This window comes from Streptomyces capoamus (assembly GCF_014654935.1).
GTDB lineage: Bacteria > Actinomycetota > Actinomycetes > Streptomycetales > Streptomycetaceae > Streptomyces > Streptomyces capoamus.
Genome location: NZ_BNBF01000001.1, coordinates 205297 through 227723, shown reverse-complemented (window position 1 = coordinate 227723; position 22427 = coordinate 205297). Strand labels below are relative to the sequence as shown.

The following is a 22427-nucleotide window of genomic DNA, read 5'->3' as shown; positions in this document are numbered from 1 at the left end:
GGACGGGTGACAGCGTCGCCATCCGGCGCTGGTCCGACCTGTGGCTGAGCGAGGGTCACGCCCGCTTCTACGAAAGGCTCTACTCGGACGAGCACGGCGGTGCGGACCTGGAGTCCGTGATGCGGGCGGCGTACGAGCAGCACGACCAGTGGCGGCACGACGAGGGAGCACCCGCCGAGCCCACCGGGGACACCTTGTTCAAGGTGATGCGGTACGACGGTTCGGCGCTGGTGCTGTTCGCGCTGCGGGAGAAGGTCGGCGAGGAGACGTTCGACCGGATCGAGCGGGCCTGGGTGACCGAGTACCGCGGCCGGGCGGCCGGCACCCGGGACTTCGTCCGCCTGGTGTCCCGGGTCGCGGGCGAGGACCTCGGCCCGTTCCTGACACCGTGGCTGCACGGCCCCCGCACCCCGCCGATGCCGGGGCACCCCGACTGGCGTCCCGACCCGGTCGAGGAGTGAGCCGCGTGCGGCCACGCGCGGCTGCCCCGGGCAGCGGAGTCACTGCCACCAACCGGGTGGCCTCTGCCGGGCCGCTGGTCCACCCCGGTGACGCTCGCCACGACACGGCGCGCGGGGCACGGAAACGTACGAGGGGTGGCACCACGGGCAACTCCTTTGTCCTGGTCGCGAGCGAGCGTGGTTGGGAGAGCCTCTGCGATGAGAAGAACCGTTTCTGCACATGTCCCCGCGGCCGTCCGGAGATGCCGTCTGACGGCCTGCGTGATCGCGGGGGCGGCTCTGCTCCCGCCGCTGCTGATCCTCCCGACGTCCGGCGCCGACGAGGCGGCGGACCGGCGTCTGCAGGACGCCTTCACGGACGCCGCCCGCGAGTTCCAGGTACCGCGCAGTGTGCTCATGAGCGTGTCGTACATGCAGTCACGCTGGGACTCGCACCCCGGCTCGCCCAGCGTCACGGGCGGCTTCGGGCCGATGCACCTCGTGGACATGGAACGCGTCAAGCGGTCCGCGCCGACGCTCGACCCGCGTGCCCCGCTCGCCGACACGCCCCAGCCGCGCACGGGTGCGGCGGGGGCGGCGGACTCCGGGGCAGGGGCCGCGGGGGCGGCTACGGGTACGGGTACGGGTACGGCGGGATCGGGAGCGCAGACCGCGGGCTCGATTCCGCCGGGCGCGGGGTCCTCCGCAGGGGCCGTCGGGTCCTCAACAGGGGCCGCGGAGGCGCCCGCCGGAGGTGCGCAGGCGCCCGCCGGGGGTACCGGGGCGCCCGCCGGGGGTACCGGGGCGCCCGCCGGAGGTACCGAGGCGTCCCCCGGGGATGCCGTCGGCCATGCCGTGCAGCCGGCGGACCTGCAGCACGCGGCGCGCCTGATCGAGGCCCCGGCCGGCCGGCTGCGCACGGACGCCGTCGCCAACATCCGCGGCGGAGCGGCCCTGCTGGCCGCCACGCAACGACAACTCGGCAAACCCCTGAGCGCCAACCCGGCGGACTGGTGGGAGACGGTGGCACGCTTCCCGGGCACCCGTGACGTCGCGTCAGCCGCGGCGTACGCCGACGACGTCTTCGCCCTGATCCGCCGGGGAGCGCACCGCACCACCGCCGAGGGACAGGACGTCACCCTGCCCGCCACCCCGGGTCTGCAGCCGCACCCGCGCGCCCCCCGCTCACAGGGTCCGCAGCGGCCGAAGCAGGTGGAGTGCCCGGCCGAACTGGCCTGCGACTGGCTCGGCGCGCCGTACGAGGAGATCGGCGACAGCTACGGCAACCACGACCTGGCCGACCGGCCCAGGGACCAGCCGATCGAGTACATCGTCATCCACGACACCGAGGCGAGCCTGGCGAGCATGTTCCAGACGGTGCAGGACCCGACGGAGTCGTCCTGGCACTACTCGATCCGCTCCAGCGACGGTCACGTCACCCAGCACATCAGGACGAAGGACGAGGCCTGGCACTCCGGCAGCCAGTTCGTGAACGCCCGCTCCATCGGCATCGAGCACGAGGGGTTCCTCACCCAGCCGGGCACCTGGTTCACGGAGCGGATGTACCGCTCCTCGGCGCGCCTGGTGCGGTACCTGGCGGCCAAATACGACATCCCGCTCGACCGGCAGCACATCTTCGGCCACGACAACGTGCCCGCTCCGACCGCCGACACCATCCCCGAGATGCACGACGACCCGGGCCCCTTCTGGGACTGGCGGCACTACTTCGACCTCCTCGGCGCACCGCTGCGCGCCACGGCGGGACCCGACAGCGACATGGTGACGATCCTGCCGGACTACGGCAAGCACAAACCGCCCTTCACCGGCTGCGGCGGCAGTGGTTCACCGTGTCGGCCGCACGGCTCCAGCGCCGTCCGGCTGTACACCGCCCCGGACGAGAAGGCCGCGCTGATCCAGGACCCCGGCCGCAAGCCGGACGGCGACGATTCCACGGTGGACGTCAACGACCTGGGATCGCGCGTGTCCGCCGGCCAGACCTTCGCGGTCGCCGACCGCAGCGGCGACTGGACGGCGATCTGGTTCCAGGGGCGGAAGGCCTGGTTCAAGAACCCGCGGAAGCAGCCGACCGCCGTCGGCGCGGCCGGGCGCATGGTCACGCCGAAGGAGGGCCTGGACGAGGTCCCGGTGTACGGGCGTGCCCTGCCGGAGGAGGAGGCCTACCCCGACGGCATGGACGAGCCGACCGCGTCCCCGCTGCCGTACGGCTTCCTCGCGGGCCAGCGGTACGTGACCCAGGCCGGCGTCGGCAGTTCCTACACCGCGAAGTCCTTCAGCGACACGCCCAACCCTGTGGTGTGGGGCCGGGAGCGGTACTACGAGATCCAGTTCGGCCACCGGCTGGCCTACGTCCGGGCGAGCGACGTGGACGTGGTGGGCTCCGCCGCGGCCGGCGCCCCGGGACACCCGGCGGATGCCGCCGGGCGGTAGCGTCGTCGAGGCCCGGGAAACCCGTCACCGCGACGGGGGCGGCCCGCCACCGGTCCGGGGCCGCCCCTGATCCGTGAGGGCCGCCCTGTCCCCCATCACCACCACCGGCCGGCCGGCCGGGTCCAGCGTGCGCAGCAGGACCTCCATGGCCTTCCTGGAGACGCTGACGCAGGCCGAGGTACCGCTGCCGTGGTCCATGTGCAGCCAGATGCCGCCGCCCCTGTCCGTGCCCCAGGGGCGGGTGGCGTCGCGCGGCGGCGTGCCCTTGACGCGGTTGTAGTCGATGGCGATGACGTAGTCGAAGTCGTGCTGGTGCGCCTCGTCCCACTCGGCCGGGGGCGCGTAGGCCCGGGCCTGGTCGTAGGGCAGCCTGGTGCCCGGGTCGGCCAGCACACCGCCCGCGTCGGTGAGGGTGAACACGCCGGACGGGCTGCGCTGGTCGCCCTCGTGGTGGTGCGCGGTCCAGCCGCGGCGCCCGTTGTGCGCGGGCCACTCGCCCACCGTGCGCCAGTGGGCACCCTGCCGCGTGTACAGCACGACCCGGGAGACGGCCGAGTCCCGGCGCTCGCCGTACACGGCCACGACCTGGCGGGAGCCGGCGGGGATCCGCCGGTACAGGCGGTCACCGATGCCCGGGATACGGGCCGGGTCCGCGGCGGCCGTGGAGGCGCTCAGGCCGTGGGCGCCCTGCGGGCCGTGCGTGGGGGCCGGGCTGCCGCAGGCGGAGAGCGTGGCGAGGAAGGTACCGAGGGCCGCCGCCGCGACCCTCCCGCGTCGCACGGTGTCGATCTGCACCCGCCCATGCTGTCATCACCCCCGGGCTGCCGGCGCCTCCTCTAGGGCGCTCACCGTGGCGGGTGACGAGGATGTGGGGGCTTGACGGGCGGGCCGGCGGCGGCCGTGGCCGGAACTGGGCGGATTTCCCCGGCCGTCGAGAAAAACCGTTTGAAATTCCCCGCGTCGCGACGCGAACCTTTCACGGCTTGTTGCCGCTCCCCGCGGTCTTCCGCCGCCGTCCTCCCCTCTTTCCCCGCCCCTCCGTCTCCCCTCCACTGACACGAGCCACTGGGACGTCATGCGTATTCAAGACCTTCCGTATCCCGATCCGGGCGTGCCGGACACGCGTTCGGGTCCCCGATTCCTGTGGTGGCTCTGGCGCAACCAGCTGGGCGGGCAGCTGAAGGCACTCGCCTGGGGCCTGCTGCACTTCGTCTCCGTCTCCGCCCTGCCCTTCTGCGTCGGCCTCGCCGTGCAGGCGGCCGTCGACCGCTCCGGCCGGAGGCTGGCCCTGACGGGCGGTCTGATGCTGCTCTGCGGTGTGGGTATCGCCCTCGGCGACACCTTCCTGCACCGGGCCGCCATCACCAACTGGATCACCGCCGCCGCCCGTGTCCAGCAGCTGCTGGCGCGCAAAGCCGCCCACCTGGGCTCCGCCCTGACCCGGCGGGTGGCCGCCGGCGAGGTGGTCGCCGTCTCCACCGGGGACGTGGAGAAGATCGGCTGGTTCGTCGAGAGCGTCTCCCGCTTCACCGCCGCCGCGCTGACGGTCGTGGTCGTCTGCGTCGGTCTGCTCGTGTACCAGCCCGCGCTCGGCGTGATCGTCGCCGTGGGCCTGCCCGTCGTGGCCCTCGCGGTACTGCCGCTGCTGCCCCGGGCGACGCGCCGGGCCGACGACCAGCGCGAGAAGGCCGGCCGGGCCACCGAACTGGCCTCGGACACCGTGGCCGGACTGCGGGTGCTGCGCGGCATCGGCGGCGAGGAGCTGTTCCTGGACCGCTACCGCCGCGCCTCCCAGGACGTACGGCACGCCGCCGTGCGCAGCGCCCGGATGTGGTCGCTGATCTCGGCCGTCCAGGTGCTGCTGCCCGGGCTGCTGCTGATCGCCGTCGTCTGGCACGGCATCGATCTGGCCCGCCAGGGCCGCATCACGGTCGGCGAACTGGTCACCGTCTACAGCGCGGTCATGGTCCTCAACTACCCGCTGCGGCACTTCGAGGAGATCGCCATGGCGTACTCCTTCTCCCGCCCCTCGGCCAAGCGCGCCGCGCGGGTGCTCGCGCTGGAGCGGTCCACCGCCACCGACGGTCTCCGCGAGGCCGAGGTGCCGGGCGGCGACCTGTACGACCCCGCGACCGGTCTGCTGGCTCCGGCCGGCCGGTTCACCGCGGTGGTGTGCGGTGACCCGGACGCGGCGGGCCGGCTGGCCGAACGGCTGGGCGGCCATCCCGCGGAGCCGGGCCGGTCGGCGCTGCTCGGCGGAGTGCCCCTGGACGAGCTGCCCCTCGACAGCGCCCGCACCGCCGTCCTCGTCCAGGACAAGGATCCGGTGCTGCTCTCCGGCACCCTGCGCGACCTGTTCGACGTGCCCGCCTCCGGGACCGTGCCGGCCGCGGACGCGCTGGCGGCGGCACAGTGCGCGGACGTGCTGGACGCGCTCGTGCAGGGTTCGCTGGACGCCGCCGACCCGATGGACGCCCGCATCACCGAGCGCGGGCGCTCCCTGTCCGGCGGCCAGCGCCAGCGACTCGCCCTGGCCAGGTCGCTGTTCACCGACCCGGAGGTGCTGGTGCTGGACGAGCCGACCTCCGCGGTCGATTCGCACACCGAGGCCCGGATCGCGGACGGGCTGCGCCGGCTGCGGTCGGGGCGGACGACCGTGGTGTTCACCTCCTCCCCGCTGCTGCTCGACCGCGCGGACCGGGTCGCCCTGGTGCACGAGGGCGAGGTCGTGACGGTCGGCGTCCACCGGGAACTGGTCGACAGCGAGCCGCGGTACCGCGCCGTGGTGACCCGGGAGACCGACGAGGAACTGTCCGCGGCCGACGAGGGCATCCTGCTGGACGCGCTCCAGGAGCTGGAAGAGATCGAGGAGAGCGCATGATCGGCGTAGCGCCACCGGCGCACGACCCGGCGGCCCCGACGACCGCCACCACCCTGCCCGTCGGCGGCGCCGCGACGGTGCGGACCTACGTCACCGAGCTGTTCCGCCGGCACCGCCGGGCGTTCCTGCTGCTCATCGCCGTCAACACGGCCGCCGTGATCGCCTCCATGGTGGGCCCGTACCTGCTCGGCGGTCTGGTCGAGCGGGTGACGGACCGGGCGGAGGAACTGCACCTGGGCCTGACCGCCGGCCTGTTCGTGCTCGCCCTGGTGGTGCAGGCCGGGTTCGTCCGGCAGGTACGGCTGCGGGGCGCGATGCTCGGCGAGCGGATGCTGGCCGACCTGCGCGAGGACTTCCTCGTCCGGTCCGTCGGGCTGCCGCCGGGGGTGCTGGAGCGGGCGGGCACCGGTGACCTGCTCTCCCGCATCACCACCGACATCGACCGCCTGGCCAACGCCATGCGGGAGGCCGTGCCGCAACTGGCCATCGGCGTCGTGTGGGCCCTGCTGCTGCTCGGCGGCCTCGTCGTGACGGCCCCGCCGCTGGCCGCGGCCGTGCTGCTCGCCGTTCCGGTCCTGGTGATCGGCTGCCGCTGGTACTTCAAGCGGGCGCCGTCCGGCTACCGCTCGGAGGCCGCCGGGTACGCCGCCGTCGCCGCCGCGCTCGCGGAGACCGTGGACGCGGGCCACACCATCGAGGCGCACCGGCTCGGCGCCCGCCGCGTGGCCCTGTCGGAGCGGAGGATCTCGCAGTGGGTCGCGTGGGAGCGCTACACGCTGTGGCTCCGTTCCGTGCTCTTCCCGGTGATCAACACGGTCCACCTCCTCGTGCTGGGTTCGGTCCTCATGGTGGGCGGGGTGTTCGTGCTGCACGGCTGGATCGGAGTGGGCCAGCTGATCACCGGCGCGCTCATCGCGCAGATGCTGGTCGATCCGGTCAACCTCATCCTGCGCTGGTACGACGAGGTGCAGGTCGCCCAGGTGTCGCTGGCCCGCCTGGTCGGTGTCCGGGACATCGAGCCGGACGCCGGGGACCCCTCGGTGACGCCCGAGGGACGGGTCGTGCACGCGGACGGGGTGCGCTTCGGCTACCGCGAGGGCGTCGACGTGCTGCGCGAGGTCTCCCTGGACGTCGCGCCGGGCACCCGGCTCGCCCTGGTCGGCCCGTCCGGCGCGGGCAAGTCCACCCTGGGCCGACTGCTCGCGGGCATCTACGCGCCCCGGGACGGCCGGGTCACCCTGGGCTGGGCTGAGCTCTCCCGGATGCCCGCGGAACGCGTCCGCTCGCACGTCGCCCTCGTCAACCAGGAGCACCACGTCTTCGTGGGCTCCCTGCGCGACAACCTCCTGCTGGCCCGCACCGGCGCGGCGGACGCCGAGCTGTGGGCGGCCCTGGGCGCGGTCGACGCGGACGACTGGGCGCGGGCGCTGGACGACGGCCTGGACACCGAGGTGGGCTCCGGCGGCCTGGCGCTGACCCCGGCGCAGGCCCAGCAGATCGCGCTGGCCCGGCTGGTGCTGGCCGACCCGCACACGCTGGTGCTGGACGAGGCGACCTCCTTGCTGGATCCGCGTGCGGCCCGCCACCTGGAACGGTCGCTGGCCCGGGTCCTCGAGGGCCGCACCGTCGTCGCGATCGCCCACCGCCTGCACACCGCCCACGACGCCGACGTGATCGCCGTCGTGGAGAACGGCCGCATCAGCGAGCTGGGCAGCCACGACGACCTGGTCGCGGCCGACGGCGCGTACGCGGCGCTGTGGCGCTCCTGGCACGGGTGAGACGGGCCTGCCGGGCGCCGGCCGAGAGGGCGTGCCGCCGAGGGTGACCGGGCCTGCCCGACTCGCCGGGGGCGCGGGACGTGCGGGCGCCGGCGGGCGTCCGCCGCCTCGGTCCACGGGGTCGCGGCCCGCCCGCGCCGACGACGGTGGGCCGACGCCCGGCGCGGACGCGGGGTGCCCGCGCCGACGGGACCCGTCGTCACGGTCCGCCGGGGCCGGGCGGTGCGCCCGCCCGCCCTGGCCGCAGGGCTCCGCCACCGCCGCCGGCCGACCCGGTGCGGGGCGTACCGGCCCGCCGGGACCCGTGGCGTTGCGGGGTGGCGAGCAGGGGTGGAAGGCTGGAGAGCGGCACCAGCGCGGGGTGCGTCCGGGAACCAGGAGGCTCCGGGCGGATGATCCCGTGCCCTGCGTGCCGACGGCCCGCCGTCCGCTGGGGCGGCACCCGGCCGTCCTCACCACCTGGAGGTAGTCGTGGACAGCGCCGACGGTTGGGGGGACGACGTCTACCAGCCCGATCCCTCGGAGATCCCCGAGGACTCGGGGGTGCTCGACGTCGAGGACACCTTGGATTTCGACGGCGTCGCCGAGCCCCTCGACCGTGGCTGGTCCCCTCCCGAGCGGCCGTGGGCGGTGGAGCACATCGGGGTGACGGCGGCCGAGCGCCAGGCGGGCGAGACCCTCGACCAGCGGCTCGCAGAGGAACTGCCGGACCTCGCCCCGCCCGACGGCGACGGCATCGGCGATTGCGGAGGAACCGACGGGGAACTCCTCGACAACGAGGTCGGCGACTTCCGCTCCGGCCGGCTGGTGGCCCCCGACGAGGGTGCGCACGAGGACGAGGAAGCCGCCCTCGTGGCCACCGACGTCGGTATCGACGGTGCCGCCGCCTCCGCCGAGGAGGCGGCGGTGCACATCGTCGACGAGGACGCCCTCCCCGGCTGAGCCGGATCCGGCGGATCCGGCCGTCCCGACCGCCCCGCACGAGGAGCCGCCATGCAGCAGGACAAGCACCCCGACTACCACCCGGTCGTCTTCCGCGACCGCGCCGCCGGCTACGCCTTCCTGACCCGGTCCACCGCGCAGAGCGAGCAGACCATCGACTGGGACGACGGCCGGACCTACCCGGTGATCGACGTGGAGATCTCCTCGGAGAGCCACCCCTTCTACACGGGCAAGGCACGCACCGTCGACACCGAGGGCCGCATCGCCCGCTTCGAGCGCCGTTACGGCGCGGCGGACGCCGGTGAGGCGACCTGAACGCGCGGGCTCGCTCAGATCACGTTGAGAGCCGCGGCGCAGCCCACTCCCCCGAGCAGCATGAACATCGGCATGAGCACCCGGAGCTCGACCCAGCTGCCCGCCCGGAACCGCATCGCCTTCGGCGGCCCGAGCGGGTACCAGCGCTTGCGGCCGACCGGGATCGGCCACAGGATCGGGCAGCCGGACACGGTCAGCGCGTCCCCGATGTCGTGGACCAGCGCACCGAGCACGACCGGCAGCCCCAGCCACAGGTACTCCTGCCCCGGCTCGGTGAAGAGCCAGTGGGAACCGTTGCCCGGCTTGTCCAGCACTCCCGCCAGGATCCACGCGCTGGTCGCCGCCAGCAACCACACCAGGACATCGCTGCTGGAACCCCGCGCCGCCCGCCACAGCAGGCCCTCGATCGCGAGCACCATGTGCGCGAACAGGATCGCCAGCACCGCCCACCGGCCTCCGGTGATCGCCGCCACGGAACAGCCGCCGCCGATCAGGACCGCCCACACCCAGGTGTGCGTCAAGGTGCGGTGACCGCCGGAGCGACGTGGATCGCCCTGCTTCCTGGTCGCCTTGTAGACGGCGTACGACAGCTTGTCCACGATCTCGCAGATCCACCGGGAGAGCGGCCCGAACGCCCGGGAGATGGTGGCCGCCTTGTGATCGAGGTCCGGGGCGAGCGCGGCTCCGGCGCAGATCAGCGCACCGGAGAGGAGGACCGGCCAGGGCATCGGATGCCCGCCCGCGGCGGCGGCGGCCCCGACGCCCAGCCAGGCCGCGGCCCCCGACAGTGAGTGTGCTGGTCCCATCATGACCGCTTCCCGCCCCATTCCTCGTGCGCCGCTGTCCAGTTGACCCGCTGCGCTCACGCTGCGTCGGCGACACAGCGTAGCGGCCGTGATCTTCGTACCCGCAGCCGATTCCCCGCTCGGCCCGAAGGCCAGGCAAGATGGGGGCGTGACCCTCATCGATCAGCTGCCGCCGACCGCCGACCCCGACGCCCTGTACGAAGCCTTCGAGTCGTGGGCGCAGGAGCGCGGCCTCACCCTCTATCCCCACCAGGAGGAGGCGCTGATCGAGGTGGTCTCCGGGGCGAACGTGATCGTCTCGACACCCACCGGTTCCGGCAAGAGCATGGTCGCCGTCGGCGCGCACTTCACCGCGCTGGCCCGGGACGAGGTCACCTTCTACACGGCGCCGATCAAGGCACTGGTGTCGGAGAAGTTCTTCGAGCTGTGCAAGCTCTTCGGCACCGAGAACGTCGGCATGCTCACCGGCGACGCCTCCGTGAACGCCGACGCGCCCGTGATCTGCTGCACCGCCGAGGTGCTGGCGTCGATCGCGTTGCGCGACGGCAAGCAGGCGGACGTCGGCCAGGTCGTCATGGACGAGTTCCACTTCTACGCCGAAGGCGACCGCGGCTGGGCCTGGCAGATTCCGCTGCTGGAACTGCCCCAGGCGCAGTTCATCCTGATGTCGGCCACTTTGGGCGATGTGTCGTTCTTCGAGAAGGACCTCACCCGCCGCACCGGCCGCCCCACCGCGGTGGTCCGCTCGGCGACCCGCCCGGTACCGCTCTCCTACGAGTACGAACTGACCCCGCTCACCGAGACGCTCACCGGCCTGCTGGAGACCAAGCAGGCCCCGGTGTACATCGTGCACTTCACGCAGGCGCAGGCCGTGGAACGGGCGCAGGCGCTGATGAGCATCAACATGTGCACGCGCGAGGAGAAGGAGCAGATCGCCGAGCTGATCGGCAACTTCCGCTTCACCACCAAGTTCGGCCGGAACCTCTCCCGCTACGTCCGGCACGGCATCGGTGTGCATCACGCCGGCATGCTGCCCAAGTACCGGCGCCTGGTGGAGAAGCTCGCCCAGGCCGGTCTGCTGAAGGTCATCTGCGGCACGGACACGCTCGGCGTGGGCGTCAACGTGCCCATCCGCACGGTGCTGTTCACGGCGCTGACCAAGTACGACGGCAGCCGGGTGCGTACCCTGCGGGCCCGGGAGTTCCACCAGATCGCGGGCCGGGCCGGGCGGGCCGGCTTCGACACCGCCGGTCTGGTCGTCGCGCAGGCGCCGGAGCACGTCATCGAGAACGAGAAGGCGCTGGCGAAGGCGGGCGACGACCCGAAGAAGCGGCGCAAGGTGGTGCGCAAGAAGGCGCCGGAGGGCTTCGTCGGCTGGACGGAGAACACCTTCCAGAAGCTGATCGAGTCGGAGCCGGAGCCGCTGACCTCGCGGTTCCGGGTGACGCACACGATGCTGCTGTCGGTGATCGCCCGTCCCGGCAACGCGTTCGAGGCGATGCGCCACCTCCTGGAGGACAACCACGAGCCGCGCAAGCAGCAGTTGCGGCACATCCGCCGCGCGATCGCGATCTACCGCTCCCTGCTGGACGGCGGCATCGTGGAGAAGCTCGACACACCGGATGCCGAGGGCCGCATCGTCCGGCTCACGGTCGACCTCCAGCAGGACTTCGCGCTGAACCAGCCGCTGTCCACGTTCGCCCTGGCCGCGTTCGAACTGCTCGATCCCGAGTCGCCGTCCTACGCCCTCGACATGGTCTCCGTGGTCGAGTCCACCCTGGACGACCCGCGGCAGATCCTCGTCGCCCAGCAGAACAAGGCGCGCGGCGAGGCCGTGGCCGCGATGAAGGCCGACGGCGTCGAGTACGAGGAGCGCATGGAGCGCCTCCAGGACGTCACGTACCCCAAGCCGCTGGAAGAACTGCTCTTCCACGCGTACAACACCTACCGCAAGAGCCACCCCTGGGTCGGCGACCACCCGCTGTCGCCGAAGTCGGTGGTCCGGGACATGTACGAGCGCGCGATGTCCTTCACCGAGCTGGTGTCCTTCTACGAGCTGGCCCGCACCGAGGGCATCGTGCTGCGCTACCTGGCCAGCGCCTACAAGACCCTGGACCACACCATCCCGGACGACCTCAAGTCCGAGGACCTGCAGGACCTGATCGAGTGGCTGGGCGAGATGGTGCGCCAGGTGGACTCCAGCCTGCTGGACGAGTGGGAGCAGCTCGCCAACCCGGAGGAGATGACCGCCGAGGAGGCCCAGGAGAAGGCCGACGAGGTCAAGCCGGTCACCACCAACGCCCGCGCCTTCCGCGTCCTCGTCCGCAACGCCATGTTCCGCCGGGTCGAGCTGGCCGCGCTCGACCAGGTCGAGGAACTGGGCGAGATGGACGCCGAGTCGGGCTGGGACGCCGACGCGTGGGGCGAGGCGATGGACAAGTACTGGGACGAGTACGACGACCTCGGCACCGGGCCCGACGCCCGCGGCCCCAAGCTGCTGGTCATCAAGGAGGAGCCGGGCAACGGGCTCTGGCGCGTCCGGCAGATCTTCGACGACCCGAACGACGACCACGACTGGGGCATCAGCGCGGAGATCGACCTGGCGGCCTCCGACGCGGAGGGCCGTGCCGTGGTCCGCGTCACCGATGTCGGCCAGCTGTAAGCAGCTCCCGGTCCGAGGCAAGCCAAGGAGAATCCCACCGATGACGAATCCGGCCGAGCGACTGGTCGACCTGCTCGACCTGGAGCAGATCGAGGTCAACATCTTCCGCGGCCGCAGTCCGCAGGAGTCGCTGCAACGGGTGTTCGGCGGCCAGGTGGCGGGCCAGGCGCTGGTCGCCGCCGGCCGCACCACGGACGGCGACCGCCCGGTGCACTCGCTGCACGCGTACTTCCTGCGCCCCGGCCGGCCGGGCGTGCCGATCGTGTACCAGGTGGAGCGGGTCCGCGACGGGCGCTCCTTCACCACACGCCGGGTCACGGCCGTGCAGCAGGGCCGCACGATCTTCAATCTGACCGCCTCCTTTCACCAACCTGAGGAAGGACCGTTCGAGCACCAGCTGCCGCCGGCCCGCGAGGTGCCGGACCCCGAGGCGCTGCCGACGGTCACCGAGGAGATCCGCAAGCATCTGGGGGCGCTGCCGGAGCGGTTGGAGCGGATGGCGCGCCGCCAGCCGTTCGACATCCGGTACGCCGACCGGCTGCGCTGGAACGCCGAGGAGATCGAGGGCGCCGATCCGCGCAGCGCCGTGTGGATGCGCGCGGTCGGACCGCTCGGTGACGACCCGCTCGTCCACACCTGCGCACTGACCTACGCCAGCGACATGACCCTGCTGGACGCGGTGCGCATCCCGGTGGAGCCCCTCTGGGGGCCACGGAACTTCGACATGGCCTCGCTGGACCACGCCATGTGGTTCCACCGGCCGTTCCGCGCGGACGAGTGGTTCCTGTACGACCAGGAGTCGCCGATCGCGACCGGCGGTCGCGGGCTGGCCCGCGGACGCATCTACGACCTGCAGGGGCGACTGCTCGTCTCAGTGGTGCAGGAGGGCCTGTTCAGGGCCCTGTAGCAGCCGGCGGCACGGATTGCCGCGGTGGGGTGTTCAGACCCGTTCCGGCGGTACGGGACGGGGGTTTCTCCGCCGCAACCAGGCCCGCAGGCCCCGGGGCGCCCCCGGCGGGGCCGCCCCCGCCGGCCCGTTGTCCCGGGCGACGTGCCGCGCCGCCGGCCGGCCCGCGGACCGCGGGGGCCGCACGCACGACCGGGAAGTCCACGCGGGCGGCTGGACGTTCGGCGCAGACTGCTCCGCGGGCAGCGGCGCCGGTACCGGGTGCTTCGCCGTGTCCGCCGTGGACCGGACGACCGTCCACTGCTCCAACCGTCCGGTGACCGTGGGCGCCATCGGCGGAATCGGCCGCGCGACGGAACGGGGCGCCCGCGGTGCGCGGCGGACGGCCGGACGGGGGGCCGGCGAGGCGTCGCGGGCCTCGGCGACCGAGCGCGCCAGTTCGCTGCGCAGCCAGCCGATCTCGTCCGCGTCCTGCGCCGTCGTGATCCGCTCGACGAGGTGCGCGGAGGGTGACCCGGGCGCGCCGTGGCCCGGCGGAACGGGCCGGAACCGGTTCAGGCAGGCGCGCTCGTACGGGTCCTGGACGACACCGGCGACCTCGACGGGCGCCAGCAGGGCGGCCACGGCCCCGGCGCGGGCCCACGGGTCCTCGGCCTGTCGCAACAGGTGCCCGAGGCGCCGTCCGCGCCAGTTGCGCGCCCGCAGATCCACCCCGGCGGCCAGCCGGCCGCGCAGCGTCTGTGGTGTACGCCCCGTCAGCAGGTGCGCGTTCTGCGGGTCGGCCGCGAACTGGCGTACCTCTTCCGCCAGATAGAGCCAGACCACGGTTCGGTAGCGATTGAGGTAGAACATGACGGGTGCGAGGAGTCCCAGGCGGGCGAGCCGGCCGAACCGGCCGACCGGGATGTCCAGGAGGGCGGCACCCTCCGCCGTACCCACCACCTGCACGCGCCGGCGGAGGGACTCGGGGAAGTCCCCTTCGGCGCGGAGGCGGTCGATCTCCGCGCGCTCCACACGCCTGCCTCCTCCCCCGCCCTCGTCCGGTACGGTCCGGATGTGGCCGAGGTGCACGGCGAGGTCGAATTCGGTTCGCTTGAGCCCCAGTTCCCGAGCCGCGCGACTCGGCGTGCACGTGCTGGGGCGGCGGGGTGGGCCGAAGGTGCGTGCCGACATGGTCGTACTCCCCCGTGGAGTCCGTGGCTCACGCCCGGTGCGTTCGCCGTGCACTCACCGTAGCTGGACCGTCGCACTTGGTGGCAGCCCTGTGGACAACTCCACCGGAGCAGCCGAAAGCGTAGGTCAGTCCTCCGAAGGGCGTATCCGCTCAGGTTGCCTGATGTCGACGCCGAGGTGTTCGCCGACCCGGTTGACGAGCAGGGTCATCTCGTAGGCGATCTGCCCGATGTCGGCCTCCGCACCGCTGAGCACGCACAGACAGCTGCCGGTGCCGGCCGCGGTCACGAACAGCACGGCGTCGTCGTACTCGATCATCGTCTGGCGCACTCTGCCCGCGCCGAAGTGGCGCCCCGAGCCCTTGGCCAGGCTGTGCAGCCCGGAGGCCACGGCGGCCAGGTGCTCGGCGTCCTCGCGACGCAAGCCCGTGCTCGCTGCGGTGACCAGTCCGTCGTTCGACAACACCAGTGCGTGGCGTACATGGTCGACCCGCTCGGTCAGATCGTCCAGGAGCCAGTCGAGACCCTGGTTCTGCGCCATGTCCGTCTCCCCGTGTGACGTCTCCCCCTGCCTGGAGGAACTCCCCCGCCAGCCTTCCCCACGACCGGCGCGCGAGCAAGCAGGATGGGCCCATGGCAGAGAAGATGACCGATGAGGAGTGGCGGGCGTTCGTCTCGGACGGCACCCGCACCGGCAAGCTGTCCACCGTCCGTGCCGACGGGAGCCCGCACGTGGCTCCGATCTGGTTCCTCCTGGACGGGGACGAGTTGGTGTTCAACACCGGCAAGGACACGGTGAAGGGGCGGAATCTGGCCCGTGACGGCCGGGTCGCCCTGTGCGTGGACGACGACCGTCCGCCGTTCCACTTCGTGGTGCTGAACGGGCGCGCCCGGTTGTCGGAGGACTTGGCCGAGGTGCGTCACTGGGCCACCCGGATCGCCGCCCGGTACATGGGCGAGGACCGCGCCGAGGAGTACGGCGCCCGCAACGGCGTGCCCGGTGAACTCGTCGTCCGCGTCCGCATCGAGAACGTCGTGGCGGTGCGGGATCTGGCGGCCTGAGCCCCGGACTCACCCGACCGAGTCCAGCAGCCGGGCGGTGTGCATCCGCCCGGCGTACTCGACCAGGCTGATCAGCACCTCCTTGCCGGAGTCACGGTCGCGCGCGTCGCACAGCACCACCGGTGTGCCGTGGTCGAGGTCGAGCGCCCGGGAGACGTCGGGGGCGCCGTAACCGCGGGCACCGGCGAAGCAGTTGACGGCCACGACGAACGGGATCCGCCGGTGCTCGAAGTAGTCGACGGCGGGGAAGCAGTCCTCCAGCCGCCTGGTGTCCGCCAGGACCACGGCACCGAGGGCGCCCTGGGACAGTTCGTCCCACAGGAACCAGAAGCGGTCCTGCCCGGGCGTGCCGAAGAGGTAGAGCGACAGGCCGGAGCGGATCGTGATGCGGCCGAAGTCCATGGCCACGGTGGTGGTGACCTTCTGGTCCACGCCGTCGGTGTCGTCCACCAGTTGCCCGGCTTCGCTCAGGAGTTCCTCGGTGCGCAGCGGCCGGATCTCGCTGACGGCCCCCACCAGGGTCGTCTTGCCGACGCCGAAGCCACCGGCGACCAGTATCTTCAGCGCCAGGGCGGAGGTGTCGCCGACGGCGTCGGAGTGCTCGGAGACCATGATCACTTCTCTCGGGAGGGCCGGCCGCGGCCGGCGTCCGCGTGCTCCGGTGGTGCAGGCAGCATGATGACAACGGCAGGACGCGTCAGGGTGATAGGAGCGAAGTGCACCTGATGTGACCGGTTCGCGCCCGATCGGTGACACGACATGCCCGCTTCGGACGGACCGGGACACGGCCCGGCGTACAGAAACGGACGCGGTGAGGCGTACGACGGTGTCCGAACGTGCAACTACAGCGTGCATCTACAGCGCTCGCAGTCCCGCGATGACCTCGCGCAGGATCCGTTCGTCGGGCAGCTGCGCCGGCGGCACCGGACGGCTGATCGTCACGCAGCCCCGTTCCAGGAGATCCCCGAGGAGCACCCTGATCACGCCGACCGGGAGGTCCGCGTCCGCCGCGAGTTCAGCGACGGACTGCGTCTCCGGGCGGCACAGGTCGATCAGGGTCCGGTGTTCGGGGCCCAGCGCGGAGTCGTCGTCGAGCGCGGGAGCGGCGGGGTCGAGGCTGACGAGCGCGATCAGGTCGAAGCGCACGCCGGTGGGCCCGGGCTGGGTCCGGCCGCCCGTCATGGCGTAGGGGCGGACCAGGGGCCCGGCCTCGCCGTCGTACCACTGGCTGCCCGGCTCGCGGGGACCCTCGGTCGGATTGTCGGTCATCGGTGCGGCCTTCCGGCTCATCCGGCGGCGGGTGGCTGCGCCGCGAGGCGCGGCGGTGTGTAGAGATGTTCGCCGACGCGTTTGACCAGGCGGGCCATCTCGTAGGCGACCAGCCCGATGTCGGCCGTGACCGCGGTGAGCAGGGCGAGGCAGGAGCCGTCGCCGGCGGCGGCCACGAAGAGGAACGCGTCGTCCATCTCGACCATGGTCTGGCGCACCCCGCCCGCCCCGAAGTGCCGTCCCGCGCCCTTGGCGAGGCTGTTGAAGCCGGACGCGACGGCGGCGAGGTGTTCGGCGTCCTCCCGGGCGAGGTCGCTGGAGGCGCCGACCGCGAGGCCGTCGTTGGACAGCACGACGGCGTGCCGCACCTCGCGGACGCGCGTCACCAGATCGTCGAGCAGCCAGTCGAGTTCGCCGGACCGCCGGCCGGGGTTCGGGTCCTGGATCATGCCGGGTCTCCTTCGCTGTGACTGCCCGTTACGGGCTTCGGGGCGGCGCCGCGGCCGGGCTGCGTGCCACCGCCGCGCACCCAGCCGTCCCGGTACGCCGTCATGCGGTCCCGCACGAGCTCAGGGGTGCGCCGGTCGTCAAGGGCGGGCTGTGACGCCGGCTCTTCGGTGCGGTGGTGACGCAGTTGGGGGACGAGGTTGGCCTGGCGCACGCGGCGCGGGAGGTCCTCGGAGGGCTCGGGGTCCTCCGGCCGGCGGTGCGGGCGCAGGGCGGTGACGCCGGGGGGCGGGGGTTCGTGCGCGGTGCCGTGCGGATCCGGGGCGTCCGGCCCGGGCGGGGACCCCGCGCCGTGGGAGCGGGGCACCGCGCCGGCGCTGTGCGGACCGGGCTGCCGGGCGGTGCCGTGCGGACCGGATGGCTGGACTGTGCCGCGCGGACCGGATGGCTGGGTGGTGCTGCGCGGACCGGACGGCTGAGTGGTGCCGTGCACGCCCGGTGCGGTGGCCGCCAGGGCCGGCCGGTCGGGCCGTATGCCGGGGACGGCCTCCTGCGGCGGTATCGCGTCGGGCACGCGCGCGTAGAGGCGTTCCCGGCCGGCCGGGGCCTGTCCCTCCTCCTGGGCACAACGGTCCCTCATGCCGCCGTGCAGCAGGCCGGTCGGCAACAGCACCACGGCGGTGGTGCCTCCGTACGGGGAGGTCCGCAGGTGCACCTTGATGTCGTGCCGCGAGGCGAGCCTGCTGACGACGAAGAGCCCCAGGCGGTCGCTGTCGAAGAGGTCGAGCGCCTCGGACTGTTCGATGCGCCGGTTGGCCTCGGCGAGGGTCTCGGCGCCCATGCCGAGTCCCCGGTCCTCGATCTCCAGAACGTAGCCGTTGCCGACCGGTTCACCTGTGACGCGCACGCGCGTGTGGGGCGGGGAGAACTGGGCCGCGTTCTCGACGAGTTCGGCGAGCAGATGGGTGAGGTCGGCGACCGCCGCGCCGGTGACGTGGGCCTCGGGGAACTGGCGCACCTCCACGCGCGCGTAGTCCTCGACCTCGGAGACGGCGGCGCGTACGACGTCGGTCAGGGACACCGGCATGCGCCAGGCGCGCCCTGGGGCGGCGCCGGACAGGATGATCAGGCTCTCGGCGTGCCGCCGCATCCGGGTGGTGAGGTGGTCCAGGCGGAACAGGTCACTCAGCTCGTCGGGGTCGTCGGAGCGCCGCTCCATGCTGTCCAGGAGGCTGAGCTGGCGATGGACCAGGACCTGGCTGCGCCGGGCCAGGTTGACGAAGACTCCGGAGATGCCGCTGGCGAGTTCGGCACGCTCCACGGCGGCCCGGAGCGCGGCGCGGTGCACGGTGGTCAGGGCTTCCGCGACCTGGCCCGTCTCGTCCTCGGCGGGCGGCCCGGCGGGTGCCTCGGCCCGGATATCGATCTCCTCGCCGGCGCGCAGCTTCCGCATCGCTTCCGGCAGTTTGCGGCGGGCGATCTCGAGCGCGTCGTTGCGCAGGCTCACGAGCTCCACCACGAGTGCCCGCCCGATGCGGACGGAGATGACGAGCGAGGTGGCGACGGCGGCGAGCCCGAGCAGCACGGCGGCGCCCGCCGGGCTGAGCAGACCGCGGGTGACCGGGTCGGCGCGGCCCGCCACGGCACGGCCCGTGGCCGTCGCGATGGTGCGCATGCCGTCCTGCACGCGCGCGTAGGCGGTGTTCCAGGCGGCCTGCGGGGCCGTGTCGCCCGGCCTGGACCCCGGTCCGGCCGCGAGCAGCCTGTCCTCGGCGGCGCCCAGCCCGGTGTGGTCGGGGCTGCGCGCCAGGTCTCGCCAGGCGGCGCGCTCGGCGGCGGGCAGATCGGCGACGGCTGTTTCGGTGAGCGCGCGGCGGGTGGCGACGGAGGCGCTGAAGAGCCGGAGCCGCTCGCCCCGCAGGGCGCCGGTGGTCCGCGCGCTGCCCAGCAGGGCGTCCTCCTGGGCCAGTGCCTCGGAGGCCCGCGAGAATTCGAGCAGTACGCGCGCGTCGGAGGCCACATCGGCCTGCTGGATGCCGGTGAGAGCACCGTCCACGGCGAAGGCCGCTCCGATGGCCTTCGTGTACCGCGCGTATGTCTCGTCCCAGCCTGCCTTGTGACCCCGTACGGCCGTCCGCAGCGTGCGCAGGCGCTCCGCGCCGGTGACGAAGGCGTCGAGACGCCGGGACACGTCGGCGGGCAGTTCCTGGCTGTCGGCGACCGTGCTGTGCCGGCCGAGCCGGAGCCGGGCGACGGCCCGGTCGGAGCGGGCCGCGAGGTCTTCGAGGTCACCGCCGTTCCCGGCGCGCGGGTCCGTGGCGTAGCGCACGGCCTCGGTGCGCTCGGTCTGCAGCGCGGTGACGGCGGCGGCCACGGGGGCGCGCAGTTCGGCGTCGACCCGCTGGGACTGCCGCAGCCGGGCGACGTCCTGGGCGGTGGTGACGGTGGCGTATCCCCAGAGGGCGAGGAGGGAGACGACGGGCACCATCAGGAGGCTGACCACCTTGGCGCGCACGGTCCGGGGCCGCAGGCTTCGGCGGCCGCCACGCGCGCGTGCGGTGCCGGGCGCGGTACCCGGCGGACGGTCGGTGCCCTCATCGGCGGGCGGTCCGGCGTGCGCGCGGCGTCCGCGCGGACGGTGTGCCGGGGCGGCCTTCTCAACAGTTCGGGGTGGGCGCATGGCCTCCTCGCTCGGGACGTGGTCGGTGCGCGGGCCGGAGCCCCGCTAGCGGGCGACGCTCTCGACGGCCCGCTGTGCGGAGGCGGACGCCTCGCGCTCGTCGGCGGTGGGCGAGAGGGCGACGAAGGCCGAGGTGATGAACAGGTAGGACCCGAGGCCGACGGCGAGGGGGAAGATGAACTGCATCGCCGTGGCCCCGGGCAGGGCGTCACCGGAGGGGTTCACGCGCACGCTCACCGCGAACATTCCGGTGTAGTGCATGCTGCTGACGGCCGCTCCCATGACGAGGGAGGCGACGGTGACCGCGAGGGGTGACTTGATGTTGAGCGCGGCCCACAGGGCCGCGGTCGCCGCGACCACGGCGATCAGGACGGACAGTCCGACGAGGACCGGGTCGTATCCGATGTCGCCGTGCAGCCGGACCGCCGCCATGCCCAGGTAGTGCATGCTGGCGACGCCCAGGCCGGTGGTGAGCCCGCCGAGGAGGAGGGCGCGGTTGCGGTCGTGGCTGTAGCCGACGGCGAAGACGCCGACGCAGACGACGACCATGGCGCCGATGAGGCTGAGAATGGTCAGCGGCACGTCGTAGCGGATGTCGCTGCCGCTGACGCGGAAGCCGAGCATGGCCACGAAGTGCATGGTCCAGATGCCCGTCCCGAGGGCGGAGGCCGCGGTGACGAGCCAGTTGCGGCGCGAGCGGCCGGTGGTGGCGAGCGCTTGGACGGTACAGCGCAGTCCGAGTGCGGCGCCTATGCAGGCCATCACGTACGACAGCACGGGTGTCAGCCAGCCGAAGGCGGCGTGGTCCAGGTGTCCCATGGCCCCGGGACGCTAGCGGGGGCAGGGGCGCACAAAGGGGGCGCATTTCGAAAAGTGTCGGAATGTGGCGCACAGTTGCGACGGAAGGATCGCCTCACGCTCGAACATGCGCGCAGAGACATCCCTCCTGACGGTGAGGAATCATGCGGAACATGAGCGACGACCACACACACGTCCAGGAGTTCTTCACCGCCCGCGCCGCCGACTGGGACAGCCGCTTCCCGGACGACGGCCCGGCCTACGCGGCCGCCGTGGCCGACCTGCGCCTGCGCGAGGGGGACCGGGTGCTCGACGCCGGCTGCGGCACGGGACGGGCCCTGCCGCCGCTGAGAGCCGCCGTGGGCCCGTCGGGAGTCGTCCTGGGCGCCGACCTCACGCCGGCGATGCTCCGGGCCGCCGCGGAGGCGGGCAGGGACCGTCACGGGCGGCTGCTGCTCGCCGACGTCTCCGCGCTGCCGCTGCGCTCGGGCAGCCTGGACGCCGTGTTCGCGGCCGGTCTGATCGCCCACCTGCCGCGCCCGGCGGACAACCTGCGCGAACTGGCCCGCGGAGTGCGAGGGGGCGGCACCCTCGCGCTCTTCCACCCCGTCGGCCGCGCGGCACTGGCGGCGCGTCAGGGTCGCCGGATCACCCCCGACGACCTGCGGGCCGAACCCAACCTGCGGCCGCTCCTCGCCCGCTCCGGCTGGCGCATGACGTCGTACGTCGACGAGGACGCCCGTTTCCTGGCGCTCGCCGTGCGCGAGGGCTGACCGCGCCGGGCGGGTCGGTCCGTTCCGGCAGCTCGCGTCCCCGCGGCACCCGCGGGACCCGGCTGCTCGGGCGGCCCTGGCATCACTCGGCGGGGCCGGCCGCCGAGGAGTCCCGACGCCGTACCGGGCAGCCACGCAGTCCGGGGACCGGGCGGGTGCCCAGGTCGGCCACGCGGTAGCCGTCCGGGTAGCCCTTGACCTCCCTGTTCTGGCGCGCGAAGTGCGAGGCGCGGCGCGGCGGCAGCAGCCGGACCAGCCGGCCGCGCGTCCGCACGGCCCGGCGCACCAGCGCGGAAGTGGCCGCACCGGGTGGCGGGTAGCGGAACGCGCGCAGCAGCGGCTCGTCGAGCAGGGCCAGGGTCGCCGTGCGCAGCAGGGGGGCCAGCGGACGCGGATACCAGGAGGCCATCAGACCGAGGGTGGCGTCGGAGACCCGCCGGGCCTCTTCGTCCCAGCCGAAGTGTGCTTGCTCGTAGGTGTCGAGGAGGGTCTCGAACTCCTCGTAGGTGCCGGGGATGTCCGGAATGCCCATGTGCCGGCCGAGGGTGCGGTAGTACTCGGTGCCGGCGACGATCTCGTGCCGGGCCAGCCGTCGCCAGCCGTAGGCGTCGATCCAGCGCCGGGGCATCACCACGAACGTGCTCAGCACGTACCGCATGTCGTCGTCACTGATGTCGTAGCTGCGGTGCATCTGGTTGATGCGGCGGATCGCGGTGCGGCCCTCCTGTGCGGCGAAGCCGTGCTCCACGATGGTGTCGAGGAGCAGCACGGTGTCGTCGTACCGCTTCTGCGTGCGCTCGGTCAGCTCCGCCGTCCGCGCGAGCAGCCGTCCGATGGCGGGCACCGCGTAGGTGCGATACAGGGCGAGCTCAAGGGCTCGGCTGTAGTCCCAGGGGAACTCGTACGCCACGCTGATCCGGTAGATCTCCTCGGCGTCCGCCACCGGGTCCAGCCGGCGGATCCGCTCCAGCCGCTCGAACCGCTTCACCGCGTCGTCCCCCTTCTGCCGTCCGATCTCCAACTCTACGTTGTGAGGCAGGAGATGGG

19 protein-coding genes and 1 pseudogene are annotated in these 22427 nt (G+C 73.1%); 10 read left to right on the top strand and 10 right to left on the bottom strand.

Annotation, left to right across the window (positions count from 1 at the left end):
* Both IE312_RS38380 and IE312_RS01090 read left to right on the top strand, forming a co-directional pair.
* The coding region (locus IE312_RS38380) for a M1 family aminopeptidase (protein ID WP_268254271.1) at nucleotides 1-461 on the top strand (461 nt) is incomplete at its 5' end.
* A gap of 261 nt (nucleotides 462-722) precedes the next feature.
* Nucleotides 723-2888: an N-acetylmuramoyl-L-alanine amidase gene (locus IE312_RS01090; protein WP_229898823.1), complete on the top strand. Its 2166-nt coding sequence runs from the start codon at nucleotides 723-725 to the stop codon at nucleotides 2886-2888.
* Between the two features lie 24 nt (nucleotides 2889-2912).
* On the opposite strand, the gene IE312_RS01085 is transcribed toward IE312_RS01090, so the two are convergent.
* Nucleotides 2913-3683, bottom strand: coding sequence for a L,D-transpeptidase family protein (locus IE312_RS01085; protein ID WP_229898821.1), 771 nt, complete (start codon nucleotides 3681-3683; stop codon nucleotides 2913-2915).
* Nucleotides 3684-3963: 280 nt separating this feature from the next.
* Between IE312_RS01085 and IE312_RS01080 the strand changes: the two genes are divergently transcribed.
* From IE312_RS01080 to IE312_RS01065, 4 genes are all read left to right on the top strand, one after another.
* Nucleotides 3964-5769 (top strand): ABC transporter transmembrane domain-containing protein, encoded by a 1806-nt coding sequence (locus IE312_RS01080; protein ID WP_189977384.1) that lies wholly within the window; start codon nucleotides 3964-3966, stop codon nucleotides 5767-5769.
* Nucleotides 5766-7547: an ABC transporter ATP-binding protein gene (locus IE312_RS01075; RefSeq protein ID WP_189977382.1), complete on the top strand. Its 1782-nt coding sequence runs from the start codon at nucleotides 5766-5768 to the stop codon at nucleotides 7545-7547. The genes IE312_RS01080 and IE312_RS01075 overlap by 4 nt, the downstream gene beginning before the upstream one ends.
* A 471-nt stretch (nucleotides 7548-8018) precedes the next feature.
* On the top strand, nucleotides 8019-8489 hold the full coding sequence (locus tag IE312_RS01070; protein ID WP_189977380.1) for a DUF5709 domain-containing protein: 471 nt from the start codon (nucleotides 8019-8021) through the stop codon (nucleotides 8487-8489).
* A gap of 51 nt (nucleotides 8490-8540) precedes the next feature.
* A complete protein-coding gene (locus IE312_RS01065; RefSeq protein ID WP_189977378.1) occupies nucleotides 8541-8804 on the top strand; it encodes a type B 50S ribosomal protein L31 in 264 nt (87 codons plus the stop codon).
* 14 nt (nucleotides 8805-8818) lie between these two features.
* Here IE312_RS01065 and IE312_RS01060 read toward each other — a convergent pair whose 3' ends face one another.
* Nucleotides 8819-9613 (bottom strand): metal-dependent hydrolase, encoded by a 795-nt coding sequence (locus tag IE312_RS01060; protein WP_189977375.1) that lies wholly within the window; start codon nucleotides 9611-9613, stop codon nucleotides 8819-8821.
* Nucleotides 9614-9758: 145 nt separating this feature from the next.
* Between IE312_RS01060 and IE312_RS01055 the strand changes: the two genes are divergently transcribed.
* Entirely contained in the window at nucleotides 9759-12272 is a 2514-nt protein-coding gene (locus tag IE312_RS01055; RefSeq protein ID WP_189977373.1) for a DEAD/DEAH box helicase, read from the top strand.
* A gap of 40 nt (nucleotides 12273-12312) precedes the next feature.
* On the top strand, nucleotides 12313-13179 hold the full coding sequence (locus IE312_RS01050; RefSeq protein ID WP_189977372.1) for an acyl-CoA thioesterase: 867 nt from the start codon (nucleotides 12313-12315) through the stop codon (nucleotides 13177-13179).
* Nucleotides 13180-13500: 321 nt separating this feature from the next.
* Here IE312_RS01050 and IE312_RS38375 read toward each other — a convergent pair.
* Nucleotides 13501-14352: pseudogene (locus tag IE312_RS38375) on the bottom strand (DUF6397 family protein); the annotation flags it as partial.
* Between the two features lie 126 nt (nucleotides 14353-14478).
* Entirely contained in the window at nucleotides 14479-14892 is a 414-nt protein-coding gene (locus IE312_RS01040) for a roadblock/LC7 domain-containing protein (protein WP_189977368.1), read from the bottom strand.
* Between the two features lie 92 nt (nucleotides 14893-14984).
* On the opposite strand from IE312_RS01040, the gene IE312_RS01035 reads away from it, so the two are divergent.
* Nucleotides 14985-15413 (top strand): PPOX class F420-dependent oxidoreductase, encoded by a 429-nt coding sequence (locus tag IE312_RS01035; protein ID WP_189977366.1) that lies wholly within the window; start codon nucleotides 14985-14987, stop codon nucleotides 15411-15413.
* Nucleotides 15414-15422: 9 nt separating this feature from the next.
* On the opposite strand, the gene IE312_RS01030 is transcribed toward IE312_RS01035, so the two are convergent.
* The 5 genes from IE312_RS01030 to IE312_RS01010 form a co-directional block, all read right to left on the bottom strand.
* A complete protein-coding gene (locus IE312_RS01030) occupies nucleotides 15423-16025 on the bottom strand; it encodes a GTP-binding protein (protein ID WP_189977363.1) in 603 nt (200 codons plus the stop codon).
* Between the two features lie 243 nt (nucleotides 16026-16268).
* The gene (locus tag IE312_RS01025) at nucleotides 16269-16682 is read right to left on the bottom strand and encodes a DUF742 domain-containing protein (protein ID WP_189977361.1); all 414 of its coding nucleotides are present in this window, start codon (nucleotides 16680-16682) and stop codon (nucleotides 16269-16271) included.
* Nucleotides 16683-16699: 17 nt separating this feature from the next.
* A complete protein-coding gene (locus IE312_RS01020) occupies nucleotides 16700-17131 on the bottom strand; it encodes a roadblock/LC7 domain-containing protein (RefSeq protein ID WP_189977359.1) in 432 nt (143 codons plus the stop codon).
* Complete coding sequence (locus tag IE312_RS01015) at nucleotides 17128-19809, bottom strand: sensor histidine kinase (protein ID WP_189977357.1); 2682 nt, start codon at nucleotides 19807-19809, stop codon at nucleotides 17128-17130. The genes IE312_RS01020 and IE312_RS01015 overlap by 4 nt, the downstream gene beginning before the upstream one ends.
* A 45-nt stretch (nucleotides 19810-19854) precedes the next feature.
* Nucleotides 19855-20628 carry an MHYT domain-containing protein gene (locus IE312_RS01010; protein ID WP_189977355.1) on the bottom strand — a complete coding sequence of 258 codons (774 nt, stop codon included), beginning with the start codon at nucleotides 20626-20628 and terminating at the stop codon, nucleotides 19855-19857.
* 152 nt (nucleotides 20629-20780) lie between these two features.
* Here IE312_RS01010 and IE312_RS01005 point away from each other — a divergent pair, with 152 nt between their 5' ends.
* Entirely contained in the window at nucleotides 20781-21380 is a 600-nt protein-coding gene (locus IE312_RS01005; protein WP_189977353.1) for a class I SAM-dependent methyltransferase, read from the top strand.
* Nucleotides 21381-21462: 82 nt separating this feature from the next.
* On the opposite strand, the gene IE312_RS01000 is transcribed toward IE312_RS01005, so the two are convergent.
* Nucleotides 21463-22368, bottom strand: coding sequence for an oxygenase MpaB family protein (locus IE312_RS01000; RefSeq protein ID WP_189978191.1), 906 nt, complete (start codon nucleotides 22366-22368; stop codon nucleotides 21463-21465).
* Nucleotides 22369-22427: the final 59 nt, after the last annotated feature.